This window comes from Enterococcus sp. AZ101 (assembly GCF_050499005.1).
Lineage (GTDB): Bacteria > Bacillota > Bacilli > Lactobacillales > Enterococcaceae > Enterococcus_L > Enterococcus_L ureilyticus.
This window is the reverse complement of sequence record NZ_JBMHEZ010000001.1, coordinates 533,722-558,806: the sequence shown is the minus strand read 5'-3', so window position 1 is coordinate 558,806 and position 25,085 is coordinate 533,722. Positions and strand designations below refer to the sequence as shown.

Annotated in this window: 22 protein-coding genes; 3 read left to right on the top strand and 19 right to left on the bottom strand. The window is 37.3% G+C overall.

Annotated features, from left to right (window positions below; all coding sequences use genetic code 11):
- Positions 1-373 precede the first annotated feature (373 nt).
- The 8 genes from IGJ50_RS02505 to IGJ50_RS02470 form a co-directional block, all read right to left on the bottom strand.
- Positions 374-1,150 (bottom strand): hypothetical protein, encoded by a 777-nt coding sequence (locus tag IGJ50_RS02505; RefSeq protein WP_429948746.1) that lies wholly within the window; start codon positions 1,148-1,150, stop codon positions 374-376.
- Entirely contained in the window at positions 1,140-1,688 is a 549-nt protein-coding gene (locus IGJ50_RS02500) for a sigma-70 family RNA polymerase sigma factor (protein ID WP_069639426.1), read from the bottom strand. The genes IGJ50_RS02505 and IGJ50_RS02500 overlap by 11 nt, the downstream gene beginning before the upstream one ends.
- A gap of 401 nt (positions 1,689-2,089) precedes the next feature.
- Complete coding sequence (locus tag IGJ50_RS02495) at positions 2,090-2,707, bottom strand: LPXTG cell wall anchor domain-containing protein (protein WP_239574220.1); 618 nt, start codon at positions 2,705-2,707, stop codon at positions 2,090-2,092.
- Positions 2,686-3,411, bottom strand: coding sequence for a hypothetical protein (locus IGJ50_RS02490; protein ID WP_429948744.1), 726 nt, complete (start codon positions 3,409-3,411; stop codon positions 2,686-2,688). The genes IGJ50_RS02495 and IGJ50_RS02490 overlap by 22 nt, the downstream gene beginning before the upstream one ends.
- 270 nt (positions 3,412-3,681) lie before the next feature.
- Positions 3,682-4,557 (bottom strand): VOC family protein, encoded by an 876-nt coding sequence (locus IGJ50_RS02485; RefSeq protein WP_429948742.1) that lies wholly within the window; start codon positions 4,555-4,557, stop codon positions 3,682-3,684.
- 25 nt (positions 4,558-4,582) lie between these two features.
- Positions 4,583-5,179 carry a nitroreductase family protein gene (locus tag IGJ50_RS02480; RefSeq protein WP_069639423.1) on the bottom strand — a complete coding sequence of 199 codons (597 nt, stop codon included), beginning with the start codon at positions 5,177-5,179 and terminating at the stop codon, positions 4,583-4,585.
- 163 nt (positions 5,180-5,342) lie between these two features.
- A complete protein-coding gene (locus tag IGJ50_RS02475; protein WP_069639422.1) occupies positions 5,343-5,708 on the bottom strand; it encodes a DUF1304 domain-containing protein in 366 nt (121 codons plus the stop codon).
- Positions 5,709-5,718: 10 nt separating this feature from the next.
- Complete coding sequence (locus IGJ50_RS02470; protein ID WP_069639421.1) at positions 5,719-6,357, bottom strand: nitroreductase family protein; 639 nt, start codon at positions 6,355-6,357, stop codon at positions 5,719-5,721.
- A gap of 112 nt (positions 6,358-6,469) precedes the next feature.
- On the opposite strand from IGJ50_RS02470, the gene IGJ50_RS02465 reads away from it, so the two are divergent.
- Positions 6,470-6,769 (top strand): ArsR/SmtB family transcription factor, encoded by a 300-nt coding sequence (locus IGJ50_RS02465; protein WP_242551014.1) that lies wholly within the window; start codon positions 6,470-6,472, stop codon positions 6,767-6,769.
- Between the two features lie 34 nt (positions 6,770-6,803).
- Here the strand turns inward: IGJ50_RS02465 and IGJ50_RS02460 are convergent, their stop codons facing one another.
- From IGJ50_RS02460 to IGJ50_RS02410, 11 genes are all read right to left on the bottom strand, one after another.
- Positions 6,804-7,745 (bottom strand): NADP-dependent oxidoreductase, encoded by a 942-nt coding sequence (locus IGJ50_RS02460; protein WP_429948738.1) that lies wholly within the window; start codon positions 7,743-7,745, stop codon positions 6,804-6,806.
- Positions 7,746-7,877: 132 nt separating this feature from the next.
- Entirely contained in the window at positions 7,878-9,161 is a 1,284-nt protein-coding gene (locus IGJ50_RS02455; protein WP_429948736.1) for an ABC transporter permease, read from the bottom strand.
- Positions 9,158-9,841 (bottom strand): ABC transporter ATP-binding protein, encoded by a 684-nt coding sequence (locus IGJ50_RS02450; protein WP_429948735.1) that lies wholly within the window; start codon positions 9,839-9,841, stop codon positions 9,158-9,160. Before IGJ50_RS02450 ends, IGJ50_RS02455 begins: the two co-directional genes overlap by 4 nt.
- Before the next feature lie 244 nt (positions 9,842-10,085).
- On the bottom strand, positions 10,086-11,204 hold the full coding sequence (locus IGJ50_RS02445; RefSeq protein ID WP_429948733.1) for a glycerate kinase: 1,119 nt from the start codon (positions 11,202-11,204) through the stop codon (positions 10,086-10,088).
- Between the two features lie 153 nt (positions 11,205-11,357).
- Positions 11,358-12,044: a response regulator transcription factor gene (locus tag IGJ50_RS02440; protein ID WP_429948731.1), complete on the bottom strand. Its 687-nt coding sequence runs from the start codon at positions 12,042-12,044 to the stop codon at positions 11,358-11,360.
- On the bottom strand, positions 12,029-14,704 hold the full coding sequence (locus tag IGJ50_RS02435; protein ID WP_429948730.1) for a DUF4118 domain-containing protein: 2,676 nt from the start codon (positions 14,702-14,704) through the stop codon (positions 12,029-12,031). Before IGJ50_RS02435 ends, IGJ50_RS02440 begins: the two co-directional genes overlap by 16 nt.
- A 15-nt stretch (positions 14,705-14,719) precedes the next feature.
- A complete protein-coding gene (locus IGJ50_RS02430) occupies positions 14,720-15,250 on the bottom strand; it encodes a potassium-transporting ATPase subunit C (RefSeq protein WP_429948728.1) in 531 nt (176 codons plus the stop codon).
- Between the two features lie 36 nt (positions 15,251-15,286).
- On the bottom strand, positions 15,287-17,347 hold the full coding sequence (gene kdpB, locus IGJ50_RS02425; protein WP_429948726.1) for a potassium-transporting ATPase subunit KdpB: 2,061 nt from the start codon (positions 17,345-17,347) through the stop codon (positions 15,287-15,289).
- Between the two features lie 20 nt (positions 17,348-17,367).
- Positions 17,368-19,050, bottom strand: a complete 1,683-nt coding sequence (gene kdpA, locus IGJ50_RS02420; RefSeq protein ID WP_069639411.1) for a potassium-transporting ATPase subunit KdpA — start codon at positions 19,048-19,050, stop codon at positions 17,368-17,370.
- 354 nt (positions 19,051-19,404) lie between these two features.
- Positions 19,405-19,878 carry a glutathione peroxidase gene (locus IGJ50_RS02415; protein WP_069639410.1) on the bottom strand — a complete coding sequence of 158 codons (474 nt, stop codon included), beginning with the start codon at positions 19,876-19,878 and terminating at the stop codon, positions 19,405-19,407.
- A gap of 81 nt (positions 19,879-19,959) precedes the next feature.
- On the bottom strand, positions 19,960-22,299 hold the full coding sequence (locus tag IGJ50_RS02410; protein ID WP_429948723.1) for a helix-turn-helix domain-containing protein: 2,340 nt from the start codon (positions 22,297-22,299) through the stop codon (positions 19,960-19,962).
- Between the two features lie 187 nt (positions 22,300-22,486).
- Between IGJ50_RS02410 and IGJ50_RS02405 the strand changes: the two genes are divergently transcribed.
- Positions 22,487-23,683 carry a M20 family metallopeptidase gene (locus IGJ50_RS02405; protein WP_429948722.1) on the top strand — a complete coding sequence of 399 codons (1,197 nt, stop codon included), beginning with the start codon at positions 22,487-22,489 and terminating at the stop codon, positions 23,681-23,683.
- A 2-nt stretch (positions 23,684-23,685) separates the two neighbouring features.
- Entirely contained in the window at positions 23,686-25,083 is a 1,398-nt protein-coding gene (locus IGJ50_RS02400) for an MFS transporter (protein WP_069639407.1), read from the top strand.
- Positions 25,084-25,085 lie beyond the last annotated feature (2 nt).

The window sequence follows — 25,085 nt, the reverse complement described above, 5'->3', positions numbered from 1 at the left end:
CTTTTTTTATATAAAGTATCAGAAGGTCATCCAAATCAGAGGAAGTTCCAACAGCACTATTCCTTAAAGTACCATCATTATTTTTGTCCAAAATTGCATCAATCAACGGATTGGGTCTATCATTCACAATCAAATCCAGCATAATTCTACTTAGTTATTATTTCAAAAAATAAAGATAAATAGTTTCATCTAAATATTGGATAAAAAATAATTTTTAGGATCCGCCAGCAAACTTCACCCTTTCTAATTTTTGATATTAAACCTCTTAATAAAAATTACACAACAAAATCTTCTGTTTTACATCATTCGTTTCTCTTACTTCTAAAAAGTCCTATAAACTTAATCTAGGTTAAAATTATTCACCTCATCCTTATTAATTCGGAACTATTTCTACAGCTTGTAAAATGAGTTGTCGGTCTTTTTTATGATCAAAATCATCGTGGGGAAACATTACTAGTAATCCATCCACTATCCTCAACTCCATATATGTTGGATCTGATTGTCTTTTCGAAGAGAATAACACTTGTTGCTCTAATATATTTCCTTGAATTTTATAAAGATGTTTATCTAACTCTTTATAGCGTTCAATCGGTTCATTCTTATCATCATAATATATAGTATCTGCTTCCGAGATTTCTTGACCCGTTCTGATATCTACAAATGACAGCAATAGCTCATTTGCGTTGAAGCGATGAATTACAACTTTTGAATCAACAATATCCATGAAGGGCTCACCTGAAATTGAATTCATTAAAGGTGCCCAGGCATGTGTCATTAACAATTGTTGCGTCACTTCAGTCCCATCGATAAGCTTAATCGGCTTTATTGTCTCAGTACTTTCAGGGGCATGATTCGGTGTCTTGATGGTTACAGGTGCTGTTTCTTTGGTTTCCCCAGGTTCGACTTTCGTTAATTTCGCACCCAAAATAGCTGGAATATTGGCTAGTGCATCTACCATCGGTGTATGAATGATAATAATCATCGCTATAGCGGCTAGTGCAACGATTGGTATGAAGGGATAGATTCTTCTTTTTGTGCTACTTTTTTTTCCTAAGCGGATACCTTCTTCTATTGCTTGATATGTTTTATCTTTTGGAACCTGGATGGTTGAATTGATTTTAGTTATCACTTTTTTAGAATTATCTTTCAAAATAGTCGCCTCCTAAAATTGATTTCAATTTTTGCTTTCCTCTAAATAAATTCGTTTTTACAGTTCCCACTGGCACGTTTAAAATGTGACTGATTTCCTGAATCGATAAATCTTGGTAATAAAAAAGCTGCAAAACTTCCGTATATTTTTTATCAATTTTTTTGAAAGAATGAATTAAATCTAGCTCCTGTTCTAATTCATGTTTATTGTCCCCATTGATAATATCTTCTGAATAGTCTTCAATATTTACTTGCTTCACACTATTTGCTTTTTTTGCTAGTTTAGTTGCAACTCGTATCAATATTCGAATATACCATGTATAAAAATACTGCTCACTTTTTAATTTTGCTATTCCTTTGTATGCTTCGATCGTTGCTTCTTGAATAATATCAAGGATGTCTTGTTCAGAACTTGCATAATGATATGCGGTTCGATAAATATATTCATATTGTTCTTTCAAAAGTTTCTCAAATGCTGAATCATCCCCTTTTTTAGCTTTTTTCACTAAAGTTATTGTTTCAGTTGTCATTTTTACCATTAAATACGCTCCCTTCACTTTATTAGTGTATAAAACAAAGTCGGAAGTTTCACTTTATTTCATTATTTTATCTATGTATGCTCTGTTGCTTATGTTATATTGAGTCTGATTAAATTAAGAGTACTCATTATATAGTGATCTGGTAAGAATCCCACTTCTCAAAATTATAGCTCTGCAGCCGTTCAACATACTTATTCAAAATATCAACCAGCTACTTATAAGTCTAGTAAACTTCTTAGATTCCTCATAGCTGCTATAAATTAGTTTGTCGTGCCATTTTGTACTTAACTGAAAACTTTAATTTTTTAGCTTTATAGGGTAGACAAAATAAAGAAGAATCATAGAGTACCTGATTCTCCTTTATATTTTCTATTTTGACCAATACACAACATTCTAGTATATTATAGACGATCTTTTCGTTTGAAAAATAGTAGGCTTGAAAGTAGCAACAGTCCAAACGTAAATAAGTGACTACTATTCTGTTCTCCCGTTTCAGGTAACCGATTAGCTGACAATGGGTTAGTGACGGTTTCACCTGCATTTTTTTGTTCTACTTTAGCTGTATTTAAGGATTGATATACAGGTTTTATGCTTGTGTTATTCGCGGTTAGCTTCTTCGTTTTTGTTTCTGCTTGTGGTTCAATTACAACAGGTGCTTCATACGTATACTCAAATAATGCACCATATCCACGAATCGCTTCTCTTAGCTCATGAAAAGTAATAGTAAAATTGGAGGTTTTGTTGTAAGTATATGTCAACCAATATTTATTATCTTTCAACTCATCATCTGCATCTTGTCCAATATAATCCCCTACACTAATGTAACCGTCATTATTTTTATAATAGAGAACGTTGTCTTTACTTGCGTAGAAATTTTTAATATTTGCATTATTATAAATATCTAAGTATTGATTATTGTCAATATCAGTAAAATTGAAAAATCCGGAAACTTGGGCTTGTAAACCAGTTAAATGATCCAAGAAATAGTAATTTGCCTTTAGATCTGACAGACCATACATAAAAATCCCAGTACTCTGTGGACCAATTGTAAGTCTAGGTTCCAGCCAGCGTTATTGAATACTTGCATAAACGTCCAATCATCAAAAGAAATTTTTAAATCAATAACTTTGCCATCATAAGTCCCGACATTTTTATAGGTAACTGTGACTTTTCCCTTGCTATTTTCTTTCAAATAAAAGATATATTTCCCATCTGCAGTAACATGGTTTCCCTCAACAACTACTTGTGTTTTATCTGTAATTTGAGGCATGAAAGCATAATCTGAGGTAACTTTAGAATTTTCGATGTCCGTTATTGTATTTTCTTTATCTACTAATTTTCCATCATAATCAGGAATTGGTATCCCAAGTTCTGGCGAAATTGCATATGCTTGTGGTGTTGCTTTCACTTCGTTAGTAACTGCGGCAGCTTCATTTACAGTTTCTTGTTCAGTTCCTGATGTTTTTGTTTCTTCAACCTTAGCATCTTCCTGTTCATTTTCTTGATCTACTATTTCTGTTTGCGCATTTTCACTTTCTGAATCTAAAAGTTCTGTATCTGTCGTTTCTTGTTCAATAAGTTCTACTTCAATTCCGTTTGTTTCCGAAGAAATATCCGAAATTGTATTATTATCCTCTACATGAACTTCTTCCCCATTAGCCGTCATTGGAATGCTCGAAGCCAATAGGACACCAACTGTTAATAAATGAATATACTTTTTCACACTTAAATCCCTCCCATTTTTTATTCTAACTCATTATTACTAAAAATCAGTAATAACTCACTTATTGAAGTTTATCATAATAATTTACGATAATTTTTCATTTTAATTGTTATTATTTAAAAAAATGAGAATATAGCTCTTTAAATGAGATATTTATGAGTTCAGCTAGGCTTTTTCGCTTTCAATAGATTTTATGACTCACAACTGTGAACATACTTTTCCTTCCAGTCTATCAAATCTAAAGTCTGCTCAAATAAAAAAAAGCCAACCTCAGCAATGAAGTTGACCTTTTATCTTATATTGGTATTCAAATTTGATCTGCATGCCGTTCGGATCTTGAATCGTTAGTTGTTCATTTTCATAGACATAAGCAATAGCTTGTTCGTTGAGTCGGTCGAGCAACGCATCTAGTGCCTCTTTAGACGGCAACTGAAATGTGTACCAAGCTAATCCTAACTGGTTTTCACTGATCAAAGCGTCATTGCGGCTATTCCAAGTATTCGTTCCAATATGATGATGATAGTCACCAGCAGCGAAAAATTTAGCACGTCCGCCAAAATTAGATTTTAAAGAGAACCCAAGTTGTTCGTAGAATTTCTCCGTCATAGCTAAATCAGCTACCTGTAAATGAACATGGCCGATTCGTGATCCTGGTGCTAGTCCTAGCCATTGTCCATCAGACACAGCAACAACAGCATCCCCATCGAGCTCTTCAGTTACACCGATGATTTCTCCATTTGCACGAATATCCCACTCCGTTTTTGGTTTATCACGATAGATCTCGATCCCGTTACCTTCTGGATCTGTCAGATAGATCGCTTCACTATATCCGTGATCCGCAGCACCAATTTCATTATTATTTTGCAGCAACCACACTAAACTATTGCCTAAATCTTTGCGAGAAGGTAAGAGAAAAGCGGTGTGGTACAAGCCAGTCGTATTATTTTTCACGATAGGATCAATAAGTTCCTCTAGAATCATAATGGTTTCCGAAGAAGCTTGTGCACCTAAGAAAGTGGTGTTTTCCGTTTTATTTAGTAAAACAAGCCCAATCATTTTTGTATAAAAATCTGTCATTGCCTCTAAATTTTTAACTTTTAATTTTACTTGCTTTACGATTGTTTCTTCAGGTAATCTGCCCACCATACTTTTCTCCCCCATTTGCTCGTTATTAGTTAAATTCTAAGAAACGTGCGCTATCTTCCATGTATTCTTTTTCACCAGCAGGAGCTTCGATCGAACCGAAAACCAGTTGCGCTCTTAATTTCCATTGGCTTGGAATAGACCATTCTTTAGCTACCGCTTCATCAATTACTGGGTTGTAATGTTGTAAGTTTGCTCCAATATTTTCTTGTGCCAAGGCAGTCCAAACATTGGCTTGCGTTAAACCACTTGCTTGTTCTGACCAAACAGGGAAATTGTCTGCATATAATTCAAATTGTTCTTGTAGATTTTTTACGATATCCATATCTTCAAAGAATAGCAATGTTCCATATCCTGCTGCAAAGCTTTGCAATTTAGCTTGTGTATTTGGAAACGCTTCTGCAGGTGTTAAAGGTTTCAACGCTTCTTCTGTCATTGACCATAATTTTTTGTGTGCGTCGCCGAATAAGAAAACCACACGTTGTGTTTGTGAGTTAAAAGAAGTTGGACTTTCTCTAACGATCTCTTTTACTAAAGCGGTGATTTCTTCTTGTGATTGTGGTAGATTATCTCCTAAAGCGTAGATTGAACGGCGTTTTTTTAATGCTTGCATAAATTCTGTCATGTATAGTGCTCCTTTTCGTTTTCAATTAATTTTTAGATTACTGGTATAGTATATATCCTTACCAAAAGTAAGTAAAGTATTTAGACTTACTTTTTATAAGTTTTTTTCAGAATACAAAAAAAAGCCTAAGACAATGATTTTCTTGTCTTAAACTTTTCTTCATTTATCTAAAAATTAAAAGTGCTATGAACGTAATAATTGCTGGCACCCCTTGTTTTATCAAAATTGATTTAGAAGAAGTTAAGCCTCCATATACTGCGGCAACAATCACACAAATGATAAAAAACAGCACAACGCTCCAACTATTTGAAGCAAAAAATAGCCCCCATAAAATTCCAGTTGCTAAAAAACCATTGTATAGTCCTTGATTCTTAAATAACGTTTGCACTCTTGGATCATCCAAAAATTCCTTATCCAGACCAAAGCTACGCTGCGCACTTGTAGACGTAGTTTGAAACATTTCTAAATATAAAATGTAATAATGTTCAACTGCAACGATCATAGCTAAAATTAACGGAATGATATGCATGAGGTGCCTCCTACTTCCAAGTTGTGATATCAGCAGCAGGTAATCGGTATGAAGGGTAACCTTCTTCGTTCGCTTTCCCAATCGAAACGATCATCACAGGGTAATAACGTTCTTTATCCATATCCAATGCCTCCGCAATTTTCTCACGTTCGAATCCACCGATAGGGTTAGTATCGTAGCCATATGCACGAGCAACTAACATTAAGTTCATCCCAGCTAAAGCGCCATCGATAATCGCCATTTCTTTTTTATCTTCTGTCGCCATTTGTTCAAACAACGGACTTAACACTTCTAATTGACGATCTTTCACTTCTTGCGGCATCAAGTTTTGTTCAACAGCCGTTCCATAAATTTTTTCTGCATGTTCAAAACTATTCAGATCACCAAAAATCACGATCATCGCAGCAGATGTTTCATTTTGAACTTTATTAAAACGAACTAACGGCGCTAAAGCTGATTTCCCTTCATCGCTTGCAACTACCGCAAAACGCCATGGCTGCATATTGACCGATGACGGAGCTTTAACAGTATCATTGATGATTTGCGTCATTTCTTCCTGACTGATTTTAACAGTTGGGTCATAATTACGAATTGATCTTCTTTCGTTCATGATTTTTGAAAAATCATTTACTTTATATGTGTTAGACATGTTCGGTTCATACCTCTCTTTAGTTCGATTATTTTCGAACATTAAATATAGCACGCTCTCTTACATATGTAAAGTAGAATGTTTGTGTTATAATCTGTTTATGAAAAATAAAATGAGCGATACCAACGATGATCCTGTTCTTCAAGCATTACAAGCTGTTAGTGATCCGATCCGTTTAAATATCCTTACATGCCTGTTACGTGACGGAGAGAAACGCATTACTTCTGAAAAATATAATATTGTAAAATCAACTCTTTCTCATCATGTCAAACTACTTAAGGATGCTTATTTGATTCAAGAGATCAAAACTGGCACCACTAAAACCTATGTTTTGAATCATGACTACATCCAGCAAGAATTACCTGGCTTGTTAGAACTAATTCACTTTAGAGCAGGTAAATCAACGAAATAGACCATCCTCATCATGTTGAGGATGGTCTATTTACTTAATCAGCCATCTTAATAACGATTTTACCTACGGCATGATGCGTTTCGCTTAAGGCATGGGCATCAAAAATTCCTTGTCTAGAAAAGGGAAACACTTCGCCAATCACCGAAACTACTTTTTTAGCGGCCATTAGATCGGCAATGTTTTGCAATTGCTTGCCATCGGGTTGTAGCCAGATGCTTTCCGCTTTGATATTTTTTTCTTTTGCTAAGTCTTCGCTTTCGATGCCAACAATTGAAATCAAGCGACCGGTATTTTGTTTGAGGACAGAAACGCTTGATTTTTGTACATCTCCACCCATTGTATCAAACACTAGATCAATATCTGTCAGTACTTCTGCAAAATTAGTCGTATGATAATCAATCACTTCATCCGCGCCAAGTTTCTCTAATAGTTCATGATTTTTTTTGCTGGCTGTTGTGATCACATAAGCTCCTGCTTGTTTTGCTAGTTGGATCGCATAGGTTCCAACTCCACCTGCACCAGCATGAATCAAAACTTTCTCTCCTTTTTGAAGATTCCCATGGTCAAAAAGTGCTTGCCAAGCTGTCAAACCTGCTAAAGGAACTGCAGCTGCTTCTTCAAAAGTTACATTCTCAGGAATTTTTGCTACTAAATGATCATCGACGATCGTCTCTTCAGCATAGGTTCCAAAACGAGTCGTTTCTGGACGAGCAAACACTTGGTCTCCAACCTTCCAATCTGTCACCTGATTACCTACTTCGGTAATCACACCAGCAACATCCCATCCTAAAATGATTGGAAAAGGCCAATCCATCATTTGTTTCAAATAGCCTTCTCTTAATTTCCAGTCAATCGGATTGATTGATGTCGCATGCTCTTTAATCAATACTTGATTTTCTTTTAATTCAGGTAAGATCACATCTTGTTCTGTTAATTCTTCTTTTCCACCGTATTGATTGATGACAACTGCTTTCATATTTATGATTCCTCCGTCTTTTATGTAAAATGTGAGTTTAGTATACTCCTTATTTTTGATTTAAGTAAAAAATATGCTTACAAAAAATAAGAACAAAACGTTAAACGTCTTGTTCTTACTGATTATTTAAGTTTATTCATAACGCAAGGATTCAATTGGATCTAACTTCGCTGCTCTTCTGGCAGGCAAGGTTCCTGCAAGGAACGCAATTCCCATGATTATAAGAATAATTACCGCAGATGAAGAAGCTGAAAATTGAAGCAACGTAAAGCCTGTCAAGGACTTTAAGAATGAATCAGCAGCGATTTGATTGATCAAAGCTCCTGCTCCGACTGCTCCTAAAATACCTAGAAGGGAACCTAAGAATCCAATCAAAGCTGCTTCTACACTGAAGATCGTAAAGACTTTTCCACTGCTTAGTCCCATGGCTTTCATTAAACCAATTTCCCTAGTCCGTTCTTGAACTGACATGTACAAGGTATTGATGATGCCAAAACTTGCTGCTAATAAGGCAATAGCGCCAAACATTGTTAGAACACCTGTGATAGCATTGATTACATTGCGGATCATACCGATTTGGTCTTCAACTGTTTGTCCCATATAACCTGCTTTGTCCAAACGTTCTTTAACGGCAGCGATCTCAGATTTAGTAACATCTTTGCTCATTTCGCCCATGATCAGGCCATATTGACCTTTCATCGTTTCTGGCAAGCCTTCTTCGTTAGCTTTTGAGATTTCATCAACGAGCGCATTATTTAATAAAGACATCCCACCTTGGATCAAGCTAGTGTTACGCACACCAACAATCGTCGCTTCAATTTCTTTCTCTTCTCCTGTTGCTGAAGAGCTTGCACCAATTTTAACGGTTTGACCAATTGCCTCTTCACTAGATTTGTATCCTAGTGATTTGACATATTCTGGTGCTAAATTGATTTGAAACTCTGAACTCTTTTGATCCGCAGCTTTACCCGCGTCAAGGTCCACATTTAAATCTTCTACCATTGGCATTGCTGAAAATACGTATTTTTCATTATTTTTTCCTGAAATATAGCTTGTCGCAACTGATTTCATCGCTTCCGCATTTTTGATTCCTTTGATTTCTTTGATTTTTTCTAAATCTTTGCTATTCAATGCTTCTTGTTGCTGCATCGAGCTTGATTTTTTATCTGCATCATACTTCGCCGGCTCACCGTCTTCACCAAAGCTGCCACTGATTTTAGGTTGGATCATGATTTGATTTTTACCACCAACGCTACCGACTTGTTTATCGATATAATCATTGACCCCAATATTTACACCTGTTGTAAGTGAAATTGTGAATGCTCCGATAAATATGGCAACAATCGTTAAGATCGTACGTCCTTTATTACGCATTAAATTTGAACTAGCTGATTTTAAGATATCACTAAATTTCATTTACTCGTCCCCCCTATGATCACGCCATCACGAACGTGGATTTGTCGATCACAACGTGCAGCCAGTTCTGGATCATGTGTGACAATGATCAACGTAATGCCTTTTTCTTTATTCAAATCAAATAGTAATTGTTCGATTTTATCCCCTGTAGTCGAGTCTAGATTTCCAGTAGGCTCATCTGCAAAAATGATTTTAGGATTGTTTACCAAGGCACGAGCAATACACACTCGTTGTTTTTGTCCACCTGATAAATTATTGGCCTTATTATTGACTTTATCCTCTAATTCAACCGCTTTGAGTGCTTCTAACGCCATTTCTTTTCGCTTGCTATTTGAAATACCACCAATCTTCAATGGTAACATCACATTATTTAAAACGGTATCTTTAGGATTCATAAAAAATTGCTGAAACACAAACCCAAATTGCTTATTTCTTGTTTTATCTAATTCTTTTTTACTGATACTTGTCACATTTTGATCATTTAATAAAATTTCGCCCGAAGTAGGCTTATCTAATAATGCTAAAATATGCATAAATGTTGATTTTCCCGAACCACTTTTCCCGATAATCGCAACGGATTCTCCTGCTTCGATTTTCAAATCTACGCCTTTTAAGGCATCAAATCTTGATTCGTTACGACCGTAACTTTTTTTGATATTTCTTGCTTCGATTACAGACATGTTATCCCTCCATGGATTCTATTTACTCGCAACTGTTTCCCAGTCATTTTTTTATTTTTGTTCGCCCTTTTTCATTTTACATCCTCCTTTTCTATTCATTTTGAGGGAAGAAATAACTTTTGTCATGGTACTAGAGACCTATATACGGGATGAATCCGCTTACAATAAAAAACAGTATCAATTTCCCGAAATGGCTAATTGATACTGTTTACCAAACAAATATATAACATATTTTTTGTTTTAATTACTTTACTAACGTCATTAATATACTCGTTCTTCTTACTGCATTATAAAGATTTTTATCCGCATTTTTTAGCGCTTCATCTAGTGTAGTGATTTGATCAATGATTGGAACAATTACCGAAATTCCTTCATTGTAAAATAGTTCAGGTTCACCTTTGACACTTCCAACAAAAGCGATTACAGGTACATTATATTTCTTAGCTATTCGTCCAATTCCTACTGGCACTTTCCCTTGGAGACTCTGGCTATCCATCTTCCCTTCACCAGTGATGACTAAATCAGCGTGCTGGATCATGGTTTCTAAGCCTGTTTGTTCCGAAATAAACTCGAATCCTGAGCAGACGATGCCATCTAAAAATAGTCGGATAGCAAATCCAATGCCACCTGCCGCGCCGTCTCCTTTGAATACATTGTTGGTTGTACCAATAATTTTCTGATAATGGCTCATTTCTTTTTCATAGCTTTCCAACTCGTTTTTGTGCAACCCTTTTTGTTCACCAAACATCTGGACTGCACCAGTTCTCCCAATTAATGGGCTGTCTACATCGGAGGCAATGTAGACAGTCACTGTCGCTAATCTAGGATCTAATTTTTCACTATCGATACGAGTAATTTTCCCCAAGCTACTTCCTATAGGAGGTAGTAGCTGGTTTTTTGCATCAAAAAAGAGAACGCCTAAGGCACTTAGTAATCCGATACCGCCATCAATAGTCCCGGTTCCGCCTAACCCTACAACAATTGTCTCAGCCCCCTGCTCAAGAGCTGCTAACATCATTTCGCCGGTACCATAGGAGGAGGTATTTGAAGAGTGTGTCCGCTTGCTACCATCCAAAAATTGAATGCCCGATGCAGCAGCTGACTCGATTACCGCTAGCTTCTCAGAAGGTAGCCAAGCAAAATCGGCTGTGACGAGTTGGTCATTTAAGGCTCGTACTTGTACTGATATTTTTTGAGCGTCATTGTTTTTAATAACTGCTGCCACTGTTCCTTCTCCTCCATCAGCGATGGCCACTTCTTTGACCGAGTGATCGTTAGCAGTAAAAACATTGGCAATTATTTGATTGGCTTCAATACTTGTTAGTGAACCTTTCATGGAATCGACTGCTGTGACAATTTTCATATTCAACACCCTTTCGTCCGTTAATCGTCCTCACGTTCTTTGCTTTATTTTACCATCCTTTGGCATTTAAGAGAGTCAATAAGAATTAAATCCTATATCAAAAAAATAGGTTAAGAGCAAAACGTCGTCCGCTTTGTCTTAACCTACACTTGACTATTTTTCCAGCATACGGTAACCAATGCCAATTTCTGTCATAATAAACTCGGGCTCAACTGGATTATCTTCGATTTTTTTTCGAATGTTGGACATGTTAACTCTAAGCGTTTGGCTTTCATTGCTATAGGGTCCCCAAACTTTTTGTGAAATATACGTGTGGGTAAGCACTTTGCCGATATTTTCACCTAAAACTTGAATGATCTTATATTCATTTGGAGTTAGATGAATCTCTTTCCCTTGTTTGCTGACTGTATGATGCTCAATATCAATACATAATTCACCATTAATGATTTTTTTTATTTCTGCCTGAGAACCAGCGTTACTTACAGCATGTCTTAATGCCGTTCTGATTCTAGCTAGTAATTCAGGTGTACCAAAAGGTTTGGTAATGTAATCATCTGCGCCCAAATCTAAGGCTTCGACTTTATTGTTTTCGTGATCACGTGCTGAAATAATAATGATCGGTACAGAGGAGGTTTCGCGAATTTTTTTCAACACCTCGATTCCATCTTGATCTGGTAATCCTAAATCAAGTAAAATTAGATCTATTGACCACATTCTAAAAGTCGATAAGCCTTCCAATGCTGAATGAGCTAAATGGATGGTATGTTTTTCTTTTGCTAACACTGCGCCCATAAAGTCGGCAATCACATCATCATCTTCAATGATCAAAATTGTTGCCATTCTCTTTGCTCCTTTCGCTCCAATGGTAAGGTGAATGTAAAAATTGCGCCGCCTTGTGCTCTATTTCCAGCATGAAGCGTGCCATCATGAGCTAAAATGATCGTTTTCACAATAGACAAGCCGATGCCCATCCCACTCTTGGAATCAACAGGTGTACTTTGCTTGGTCATGCCATTAAACAATAGTTGCAATTGTTCTGCGGTCAATCCCTTACCTTGGTCAGCGACTTCAAACTTGATAGCTTTTTCAATTAATGAAATCGTTACAAAAATCGGTGACTCGCTGTGGGAATGGCGAATTGCATTTTCCATTAAATTGAATAATACTTGCTCAATCAGGATCGAATCCATTGGCACTAACACAAATTCATCCGGCAAGGTCACCTTGATCTCGCTTTTCGGATAACTTTTCCTGATCCGCTGAATGGCTGTGGACACAACTTCTTCCGCTGCTTCTTTGCTTTTAGCAACTTTCATGGTTTCTTCATTGATCCGAGTGATTGATAATAAATTTTCGACCATTCGGATCAACCAATCTGCGTCGTCTTTGATCCCAATCAAGAGCTTGCGTTTCGTTTCCTCAGCTAACTTGCTTGCGCCATTGTCATCTAAGATCGTTTCAACTGAGCCAGAGATTCCAGTAAGCGGCGTCCGTAAATCATGAGAGATTGCCCGTAATAAGTTGCCACGCATTCGTTCTTTTTCACTTTCAAATAAAATCTGCTGACGCTCTGAGGTCAATTTATTTTGTTCGATCGCTAAAGCCAGTTGAGTCGAAATCAATTCTAAGAAGGTAATGATTTCATCTGTGATCGGATTCTCTTTACTTTTTTCGATCCCAATCACAGCTAGTGTTATTCCGTTAGACAAAACGGGTAAATATAATGCTTTTGCCCCCATTAATGTATCGGTTCCATAACCAGCTTCTTTTTGATTCACAAAAACCCAATTTGCAACCGCTAACTCTTCTAAACTTCTTAATGGTCCTTTAATCGGTGCCCCAATGGGATTTTTGACGTCTTCTTCACCATATAAAAGGACCTCTCTATCCAACATATTCGATAAATAGTCAGCGGTTGTTGCCAATATTTCTTTTTGATCATGTGTCACGAGGTATTTTTTATTCAGTTCATACAAAATTTCTAATTGATGCTCCCGTTTCATTGCATAAAAAGCTTGTTTTTTGATCTGCATCATTAAATTACTCACTAACAATGCCACTAAAAGCATGAAAATCAACGTCACTGGATAGCCTTGTTTATACACAGTCAATGAAAATAATGGTTCCACAAAGAACCAATTAAACATTAGTACACTGGCAATCGAAGCAATAGCGGCCCACAAATACCCTGTTGTAATACGTGCCACAAGCAAAACAAAGAGAATATAAATCAAAATCAGGTTTTGATCCCCAATATGATAATATAATCCTAGTTCAGAAAGCAACGTGGCAACTATGAGTAGGCCTGATGTCATGTAAAAATCTTTCCAAGTGAAAATACTCTGTAACTTTTTTTTCTTTACAGCGTAGTTATTAAGCAAGTATTTATTTGATTGATACGAAACCAAGTGAATATCCACCTCTGGAATAAGAGCCACAAGTTCATCTTCTAAGTCCGGTCGATATAAGCGGAGAAAGCGCGAGCGTTTGATTATTTTGCCCATTACTAAATCTGTAACGCCACGCATTTTCACGTACTGTACGATTGTTTCTCGTTGATTATCACTTTCTAACGTAACAACTTCCCCGCCAAGTTTAGCCGCTAATTTTGAATTATCCGACTCTGAATGTTCAGACATGTCTTCTAAAATTTCTAATGCGATCCACTCGGTTCCTAAGGCTTGCGCTAAACGAGCTGTCCAACGTAGACATTTCTTAGTCATATCAGGATTTTTTTCATCAATGATCGTTAACAGCTTAGAATGGATGCCAGTGTTTTTTTGCGTTTCTTGTTGATTCGTTGTATTGATATGGTCCGATGCTTTGCGAATCGCTAGACCACGTAATAAGGTCAGATTGTCTACTTTAAAAAAGTTAGCCATCGCTTTTTTAGCATTTTCTGAATGATAGATTTTCCCTTGCTTCAGTCGTTCTAACAATTCTTCTGTTTCGATGTCCACCACTTTCAATGCGCTCGTTTCAAAAAAAGTGTCTGGTACCGTTTCAGAAATGTGTACCCCTGTCACTTGTTCAACTATGTCATTTAAGCTTTCGATATGCTGAACATTCACCGTTGTATAGACATCGATCCCAGCCTTTAGCAATTCTTCAATATCTTGATATCTTTTTCTATTTCTAGCACCAATCGCATTCGTATGGGCCAATTCATCCACCAAAATAATCTCCGGTTTTGTTTGTAACGCTGCCTCCACATCAAATTCATTGATCATAATACCTTTATATTCGTATTGTTTGGTAGGCAATACAGGCAAACCCGACACTAATGCTTCTGTTTCTGGGCGGGCGTGTGGCTCTACATAGCCGATCAAAACCGTTTTGCCTTCTGCTTGCTGCTCATGTGCTTCTTTTAGCATCGCATAGGTTTTACCTACTCCTGCCGCATAACCGAAGAAAACCTTCAGTCGTCCAGACCTCAGGTTTTGTTCGGTGTTCTTCCATTTTGCTAATAGTTGTTCTGGATCTAAACGTTGTTCTTCCATTTTTTGCGCCACCTTTTATTCCGACTCATCTAACGTATGATTGACGCCTAAAACATTCACGCGTTGTGAATCAACAGGTCCAATTTTAAGTCCAGTGATATTTTGTTTGATTATAGCACGGACTTCGCTATTTTTCATGTTCCTAGCGGCAGCAATCCGTTCAACCTGTATCATCGCGCCTGGAATTGATATTTCAGGATCGACACCACTGGCAGAAGCGGTAACTAACTCAATGGGGACTTCTTTCACATCAGCCTTTTGAACTCGTTTTTCCACACGCTTCTGTTGTTCTTTAGACACGGGAGATAGTTGGCTGACTTGATCGGGACGACCATGTAAATAGTTTGCTCCTGTAAAAGGTTGTCCAATCAATACTGAACCTATTATGCTCGTTTTTCCTGTTTCTTGTTTCTTCATTAAACTACCATTTGCTTGTGTTGGAAATAGTAGTTGACCAACAGCTGTAACAGCTGCGGTATAAAGCACACCGCAGAGTAGGGTGAATAATAGAATACTTTTTAGTGAAGCAATCATTATTTTTTTCATCGTTTTCTTCTCCTATTTGATAACTTAATCACCAGTTTAATACAATATAAGCGACAAGATGATGTCGATCAATTTAATTGCGATAAATGGTGCGACGACACCACCTAATCCGTAGACAAGTAAATTGTGACGTAATATTTGACTAGCCGGTTTTTCTTTGTAGGATACTCCTTTTAACGCTAAGGGAATCAAGGCTACAATAATCAGGGCATTGTAAATGATCGCAGATAAAATAGCTGTTGTCGGATTCGTTAGTTTCATAATATTCAACGCTTCTAAAGCAGGATAAATACTGAAAAACAAGACGGGAATGATCGCAAAATATTTGGCAATATCATTGGCAATACTAAAGGTCGTCAACGCGCCGCGCGTCATCAGTAATTGTTTTCCAATTTTGACAATGCTGATCAATTTTGTAGGACTAGAATCTAAATCAATCATGTTTCCTGCTTCTTTGGCGGCTTGGGTACCTGTATTCATGGCAACGGCAACATCAGCTTGTGCCAGTGCTGGTGCATCATTTGTTCCGTCACCTGTCATAGCCACTAGATGTCCTTTTTCTTGATAGTCGCGAATCAAGCTCATTTTATTTTCTGGTGTGGCCTCCGCTAGAAAATCGTCCACACCTGCTTCTGCTGCGATTGCGGCAGCGGTCATTGGATTGTCCCCTGTGATCATGATCGTTTTGATTCCCATTTTACGCATATCTTCAAATTTTTCTTTAACACCGTTTTTCACGATATCCTTTAAATAGATTACGCCAAGCACTTGGTTGTTTTTAACAACGACTAAGGGTGTACCCCCTTCGTTTGCTACTTTTTGTACGATCGAATCACATTCTTCAGGATAAGGCTGGCCATTTTCTTCCACATATTTTTTCATCGTGTCAGCGGCCCCCTTCCGGATTTCAGCTCCTTGATAGTTGATTCCGCTCATTCTCGTCTTAGCGGTAAATTCAATGAATTCAACCTCAACATGATTTAACTCACGACCACGAATATTAAATTTTTCTTTCGCTAGAATCACAATACTACGTCCCTCAGCCGTTTCATCTGCTAAGGAAGATAATTGTGACGCATCGGCTAAGTCGTATTCACTTACACCTGTAACGGGTATAAATTCACTTGCCCGACGGTTGCCTAAGGTGATTGTTCCAGTTTTATCTAATAATAAAATATCGACATCTCCTGCCGCTTCAATGGCACGTCCACTCATGGCAATCACATTCTCTTTATTTAAGCGACTCATTCCTGCAATCCCAATCGAAGACACTAAAGCTCCGATCGTAGTAGGTGCTAAACACACTAATAACGCAATGATCGTCGTCAAAGTCAATGCTGAACCATTTTCAACGAGCTCACTAGAAAATTGAGTAAAGGGCAACAATGTCGCTGAAACGACTAAGAAAATGATCGTCAACATGATCAAAATGATTTGTAGACCAATTTCGTTTGGTGTTTTTTTCCGTTCTGTTCCTTCTACCATAGAAATCATTTTATCTAAGAAGGATTCACCATTTTCGGCGGTCACTTTGATCACTAAATAATCTGAGACAACAGTTGTGCCTCCTGTTACGGCACTGCGGTCACCACCGGATTCTCTGATCACTGGTGCTGATTCTCCTGTAATAGCACTCTCATCGACTGAAGCTGCACCATCGATCACATCGCCGTCCATCGGGATTTGTTCGTTGACCGCTACGTATACAAGATCGCCCTTTTTCAACTCTGACGACTTGATTTGAGTAAACTTTTTGTTTGCAACATCTTCTAACGATGTCACCTGATATGCTATAACCTCTTTTTTAGCTTGTTTTAAACTTTCCGCTTGCGCTTTTCCGCGTCCTTCTGCGATTGCTTCCGCAAAGTTAGCGAATAAAATCGTCAACCATAATATGATTGCAATCGCTAGGATAAAGAAAGGTTCAGCGTCATTATGGCCAGCAAATGTTAGAACATAGAGAACGGTTGTCAAGATTGCCCCTAAATAAACGACTAACATCACTGGATTTTTTAGTTGAATGGTTGGCGCAAGTTTTTTAAAAGAGGCTTGAATCGCCTCTTGATAAACATTGCGTTTACTTTGTGTATTTTTCACTATTTTCTCCTTCTTTCTCTTTATTTTGTCATAAAGTGTTCTGCAATCGGACCTAAGGCCATCGATGGCAAGAAGCTCAAGGCTCCGATCACCAAGATCACAATGATCAACATCGTAACAAATGTGGCATTGGTAGTAGACAACGTACCTGGTCCAGTTGCTACGATTTTCTTTTTCCCTAAATTAGAAGCCAAATATATCACTGCGACCATCGGAACGAAACGTGAAAGAAGCATGATCAGACCACCTACTATATTTAGAAATAAGGTATCTGTCGTCAGCCCTGCAAAAGCACTTCCGTTGTTATTAGCCAAAGAAGAAAAGGCATAAAGAATTTCAGAAAACCCGTGAGGCCCTTGATTGTTTAGCCAGGACATCGCCTGCGGATTCAAAATAAACAGCATCGTTCCAATCAAGGTTAATAACAATGGGGTCAAAATCACGAGACAAGCCATTTTCATATCGAAGGGTTCGATTTTTTTTCCTAAATACTCTGGAGTTCTACCTACTAATAAACCTGCAATAAAAATAGCGAGTAAGATGAAAACGATCATCCCATACAATCCACTGCCAGCGCCACCAAAAATAATCTCTCCCAATTGCATCAAGAACATTGGAATTAATCCGCCTAACGGCATGAAGCTATCCAGCATTGCATTAATCGATCCATTAGAAGCAGCTGTTGTACTAACTGCCCAAAGACTAGACCAACCAATCCCAAAACGAGTTTCTTTTCCTTCCATATTCATTTGACCGATCACATGATTAAATTGTGGTCCGTAATATTCACTTAATACCACGCCAATTAAAGCCGCAATCAGAAATCCAAACGACACAATCATGATCGTTCTACCTTGTTTCCATTCTTTAACAAACAAACCAAAAGCCACGATCAAAGCCGCTGGTAACAATAGAATTGAACAATTTTCAACAAAATTACTGATTAAATTAGGATTTTCAAATGGATAAGCAGAGTTCCCACCAAAATAACCACCACCATTAGTGCCAAGTTGCTTGATTGCCACTTGACTAGCCACGGTTCCTAAAGGGAGAAAAATCTTTTGGCCTAATTCCAAACTAGTAGTTTCGACTGAACCAGCAAATGTTTGAACGACTCCTTGAGAAATTAAAATCAGTGAGATAACAAAAGAAAGTGGCAGTAAAATATATAAGATAATTTTCGTTAAATCTTGCCAAAAATTACCAACATATTTTGTGGTACGATTCATAAAACCACGAAGTAAAACGAACAATACTGCAATCCCCACTCCAGCTGAAACAAAATTTTGAACCGTTAAACCAAATGCTTGGGTAAAAATCGAAAGTGTCTCTTCTCCTGCATAAGCTTGCCAGTTGGTATTCGTCACAAAGCTTGCTGCTGTGTTAAAAGCAAGTGACAAGCTAGTGCCAGGAAGATTTTCTGGATTCAATGGTAAGAATTCTTGTCCTAAAAGCATCACCATCAATAGCAGCAATGAAAAGAAACTGAAAAATAAAATACTCAGCCCATATTGTTTGGCTGTCATTTCTTTTTGAGCAGGTGTCCCTAAAAATCGATAAATCCTCGTTTCTATTGGTTGAACGATTCTAGTTAATAATGTTTTTTGATTTGTCATCACTTGATGGATATAAAAACCTAATGGAATAGCGAAACCAATTAAAACAATAAAAAAGATCGCTTGTTGTATAAAAATTGTACTCACTGTTGATCCCCCCAAAATAGTTGGTAAAATAAATAAATAAGCAGTAATCCTGCGATAATTCCAGAAATAATCGTCATTAAAAATTCCTCTCCTTCATTTGCTGAAATTAGGATATCAAATTTTGTATAAAGATAGTGTTAAAGTTAGCGTTGATTCTTTATACCATCTTTATACTAGTAGGGGGGTTCATTTTTTATGAATAACAAATATAAGAAGGAGCAGAATATTAAGCGACATTAGCAAAAAAAGCCCCTGGAGAATTAATTCTCCAAGGGCTTACTCTTTATCTTTTTTCTTAGCAAAATTATTTTATCATGAGGCTACCACCAACATAAAAAATAAAAAAAGTATTTCTTACACTATTGATTCAATATCTCCAGCAATTTTTTCTGGCTCCACAGTCGGTGCAAACCGTTTCACAACATTCCCTTCACGATCCACCAAAAATTTCGTAAAGTTCCACTTGATCGCACCACCTAAAAGTCCGCCTTTTTGACTTTTCAAATAATTGTATAATGGAGCTGCGTTCTCCCCATTTACATCGATTTTGCCAAATGTTTGAAAGGTCGTTTGATACGTCAGCTGACAAAAATCGCTAATTTCCTGATTCGTGCCTGGCGCTTGATGCCCAAATTGATTACAGGGAAAATCTAGAATCTCAAACCCTTGTTCCTTATATTTTTTGTAGAGTTCTTCTAAGCCTTCATACTGAGGAGTAAAACCACAGCCAGTCGCTGTATTTACGATCAAAAGTACTTTGCCACGATATGCTTCTAGCGAAACTGTTTCATTATTGCTTGTTTTAACTTGATAATCATAGATACTCATCTTACAACGTCCTTTCTTGTTGCTATCTTGTTTCAATACTAAGCTAGTTCTTTCTTTTACGTCAAGAAAACACCCTTTTATTTATAGAAAAATCGGTGTCAATTCTAGTAGGACGACTCCATTTGTATCCAAGGTCACATAATAATTAAAAATACCGTCGATCTTGGTATCAAAAACTTTGATCTTAGGTCGAGTACTGCTCACAATATATTCTTGCGCCTCCAAATCAAGAGTGGCTGCGTTACGAAACTCTTCATATGTGTAAAACAGTGCACCATTGTGTCGATTAAATTCAATTTGCTTAATTTGATAATGTTCAGGAGTAATGCCCGCTAACGCAATGTCAATATTGACTGCTTGGCTTTTAAGGAATGCTTCCTCGGAAGATAAATGAGGATCAAAATAATTTGTATTAAACAAGAGCAGTTGATAACATCCATCCTCATAAGCTAACACATATTCTTCTCCCTGAGCTAAAACAACTCCTTTGATTCTTCTTACTAACCATAAACAAAAATAGGCTGGTCGTTTCCCACTGTAGTAATGAAATAATTCCAAGCCATCATTCTTTAAAGGACGGTCTTGTGTATGCTGCTCATATAACTCGATATTCAGCCAAAAACCAAATCCTGCTACCAATGTATCCAAAATCAAAAGATCTTTTAAAATAATCGCCCCTCTAAAAAAAGTGCCATTACTATTTCTCGTCATGCCAGTCAACGTATTCCATTCAGTCAAATACAACGGCAATTTGATTTCATATTCCTTTAAAAGATGCTTGATATGCATGGTTTTGTTCAATACATACTGATGATAATTTTTCAAATCAGGAAACGTACTGTCAAGATTTTGAAACACATAGTTTGGTTCAGCAGAAAAGGAAAGAAAGTCACATAATACAGCAATTGTTCGACAAAAAAATTGAATCTGTTCTGGCTCTTTTTTTTCAAAAAAAGGATCTGACAAAGGCATCTCTGCTCCAATTGCTATTTCATCAGAAATAGCCGTTAACATTTGTTTCACTTCTAAAAATTCAGGATAATAAGCGTCAATACTTTGCCCTTTAAACAGACAATTTACTTTCCACTGCCCTATCACTTTTGTTCCGAATTTAGTTTGAACATGGCGGAAAAATTTTCGATAAACTTCTTTTACTCGCACACTTAACTGTCTAAACTCCACAAGTGATAACTGATAAAAAATATCCAACTGTGCCTCTTCCAAAAATGTCAAAATGTAATCCCAATTTTCAAAAGCTGGAAAAGAGTTCATTTTCGCTTCTTGATGAATCTGAACTGCTAATGGAATTTGCGTAAACAAAGAGTATACACTGATATATTTGATGTCCATTTGCTGTTTTATGGCTAAAATTTCCGTTTGAACTTTCTTTGAAGCTAACGCTTCCCATGAGCCAATGTGGATAATAATTTCCCTTTTTTGATAGTCAACATGTGTTTGTTCTGTCGTGATAAGAAGTTGTTTTGTTTTCAATGATAATTCTGATGATCGCGGTTCCTCTAGGGCAGTTTGAATATAACTATATAAAGGAACCATGATTTCCTTCACTCTAGGATTTGTCATTTGGGTGCTTTGATTGATTAGGTGCGTCTGGGTGTTTTCTATTAAATGTGACGAGCGATAACGGGTCGGTGAATCATGGAAAATTTGCTTAAAATGCTGTCGATACGTTTTACTATTTCGAAACCCATTATCTAATGCAATTTGCTCAATACTCTTTTTCGTATAGAGTAATTCTGACAAGCTATGTTTGACACAAACCGTCCGAACATAGTGAGAAAAATAATCCCCTGTTTCCTTCTTGAAAAACTTCGATAACGACGATTCCGACATAAAAAAATGCTCGGCAGTCTCTGATAATAAAACCCCTTCTTGGTGATGCTCTTCAATATATTCAAGAATCTCTCTTAATTTTTGATTGTCAGATGGATGATATTCTGTGACTTCTTCCTTTTGAAAATTCTGAACCAACGATAAAATGATTTGTGCTAAAAACAAGGTGGTTTTTAATCTTTTGGAGGAATCGTTACTAAACTCTAGTAAACAAAGCTCTGCGACTTGTCTTCTTAAAGCAGCAATAGCATGCATCTTGCCGTGTTCTTTTTGTTTGGGTAAGCATTCAAAGCGTGTATTAAAAAAGCTAGGAAATTGGGTCGCAAAAAAAAGAGTATTGATGCCCAATTCTAAATAAGAACAAACCTCTACAGAATCTCTAGATAGAGCAAATTGTTCACCAGTATTGACCACAAACAGCTCACCTTCGCTGATTTGGCTTATTTCTTCATCAATTGCTATAAGCATAGCCCCTTTTAAAGCAATTAAGATTGTCGTTTCTTTGCAAAATGTGCTGATTTTAGTCTTTAATTGTCGATAATTGATCTGATAGTTTTCGTTTACAATCATTTTTGACCTCTTTCTTGGCTTCATTCTTTATTATACCATCTAAATTTGAAAATATCGTTCTATCAACAGTCTTTTTATTTCCATTCTGATCTAGTAAAAAGCCTCTTCTGAAATTAGGAAATTTCAAGCATTGTGAAGTTTTTAATTAAGCATAAAATATGTAGTGTACTTGAAAGGAGCATTTTAAATGGATCATTTACAAACACAATTATTTAACAAACTTCAACAAAAAGAAGCGGATATGATCGCGATTCGGCGGCATTTTCATGAGCATCCAGAACTATCTTTTCATGAAACCGAAACAAGCAAGTATATCGCAGCCTTTTACGCTGGAAAAGAATGTGACGTTCAAACGAATGTTGGCGGCGGTCACGGACTTGTCATCGATATTCATGGCGGAAAAAAAGGACCTGTTTTAGCAATTCGAGCGGATTTCGATGCCTTACCGATCCAAGAAGATACTGGTTTACCATTTTCTTCTAAAATTCCAAATGTCATGCACGCTTGCGGACATGATGGTCATACTGCTTATATGATGATTTTGGCGGATTCATTGATTGAATTAAAAGATGAACTTGCAGGAACGATCCGCATCATTCACCAACCTGCCGAAGAAGTACCTCCTGGTGGCGCCAAAGGAATGATCGAGGCAGGTTGTTTAGATGGCGTGGATCACGTCTTAGGCATTCATGTGATGAGTATGATGCCTCTTGGCGACGTCTTATACCACAAAGGTCCTGTCCATACAGGGCGCGCAACCTTTAAAGTTATTATGCAAGGTAAAGGCGGACATGGTTCAACACCCCAAGATGCGAATGATACAATTGTTGCAGCTTCACAATTTGTAACAGCTGTTCAAACGATCGTCAGCCGTAGAATCGATCCTTTTGACACCGCAACTGTAACAATTGGTTCATTTGATGGCAAGGGTTCTGCGAATGTTATCAAAGATTCTGTCACGCTAGAAGGCGACGTACGGATCATGAAAGAAGAGACTAGAGCCATCGTAGAAAAAGAATTCAAACAAATTCTAGATGGCATTTGTCGGACATTTGGGATTCATTATGAACTTGATTATGCTAATGATTACCCTGTTTGTGTGAATGACGAACCGACAACAGAAATGGTCGCAACGGCATTGACCGAAGCGCACATTCCAGAAATCAAACAGTTAGTTGAATGTGGTCCACAAACCCCTTCTGAAGATTTTGCTTATTATGCCAAAGAACGTCCTAGCTGTTTCTTTTTCGTTGGTGCTCATAAAGAAGGAACCCCGATGTATCCTCATCATCATCCAAAATTTTATATCGACGAAGACTGTTTATTGATTGCTGCAAAATCTATGGGTGCAGCTGTTTTACACTATTTATCTAAAGGAGTTTAATGATGAAAGCAACAACACATGCAGCTGATGCTGTCACATATAAAGGAACAAATAAATTATTAGTGGGAATTGTCTTAAGCGTTTTGACCTATTGGCTTTTCGCTCAGTCTTTACTAAATATGGCGCCTGCAGTGCAAAGCGATTTAGGCGTCTCTTCAGGTGTTTTAAATATAGGAATTTCAATGACTGGTTTATTCTCAGGTATTTTTATTGTCGTTGCTGGTGGGTTAGCAGATAAGCTCGGTAGAATGAAATTAACGTATATTGGTCTTATTTTAAGTGTTATCGGTTCAGGAGCCTTAGTGATAGCCCATGGTCCTGTTTTATTTATCGGTGGACGGATTTTACAAGGTTTATCTGCTGCTTGTATCATGCCTGCTACTATGGCATTAGTCAAAACATACTATGAAGGAAAAGACCGGCAACGGGCCTTGAGTTATTGGTCGATCGGGTCTTGGGGCGGCTCTGGTTTTTGTTCATTCTTTGGTGGAGCCATTGCAAGTTCTTTAGGCTGGCGCTATGTCTTTATTTTTTCTATTATTGTATCGATTTGCAGTGCGCTATTGATTTTTGGTACCCCTGAAAGTAAGGTCGTTAGTGATAAGAATAGTAAATTTGACTCGATTGGTTTGCTTTTATTTATTATTTCGATGGTGGCTTTGAATGTGGTTGTTTCTAAAGGCTCTGAGTTAGGCTGGACAAGTCCGCTCGTTCTGATTTTGGCTATAGTCGTGATCTTAGGTTTGTTTATTTTTTACAAAGTGGAGCAAGCCATCGACAATAGCTTCGTTGAATTTTCTTTATTTGAAAACCGGGGCTATCTTGGTGCAACTATTTCTAATTTCTTACTGAATGCCGTAGCAGGAACTTTGATCGTTATCAATACCTATGTCCAACAAGGTCGCGGTCTTTCTTCTGCTAAAACAGGGATGTTATCGATTGGTTATTTGTGTCTCGTTTTGATTACCATTCGAATCGGAGAAAAATTATTACAAACAATCGGAGCGAAAAAACCAATGCTTTGGGGAACAATTCTTTCTGGAATAGGTGTTGGTTTAATGGCCCTAACAATGGTTACAGGTACAGCTTACTTTGTTTTAGTCTTTATCGGCTACAGTTTATTCGGCATGGGACTAGGTATGTATGCCACACCTTCTACAGATACGGCCATTTCTAGTGTGCCAAACGAAAAAGCTGGTGTTGCTTCTGGCATTTATAAAATGGCCAGCTCACTTGGCGGCGCATTAGGTGTTGCAATCTCAGCTGCAGTCTATAACGGAGTTAGCGCTGGGGAAAATTATACTTTGGGCGCGACGTTTGGTCTATTAACCAATATTCTTTTCTGTATTTTAGCCTTAGGTTCCATCCTATTTATTATTCCAAAAGAAAATCAAGTATAAGG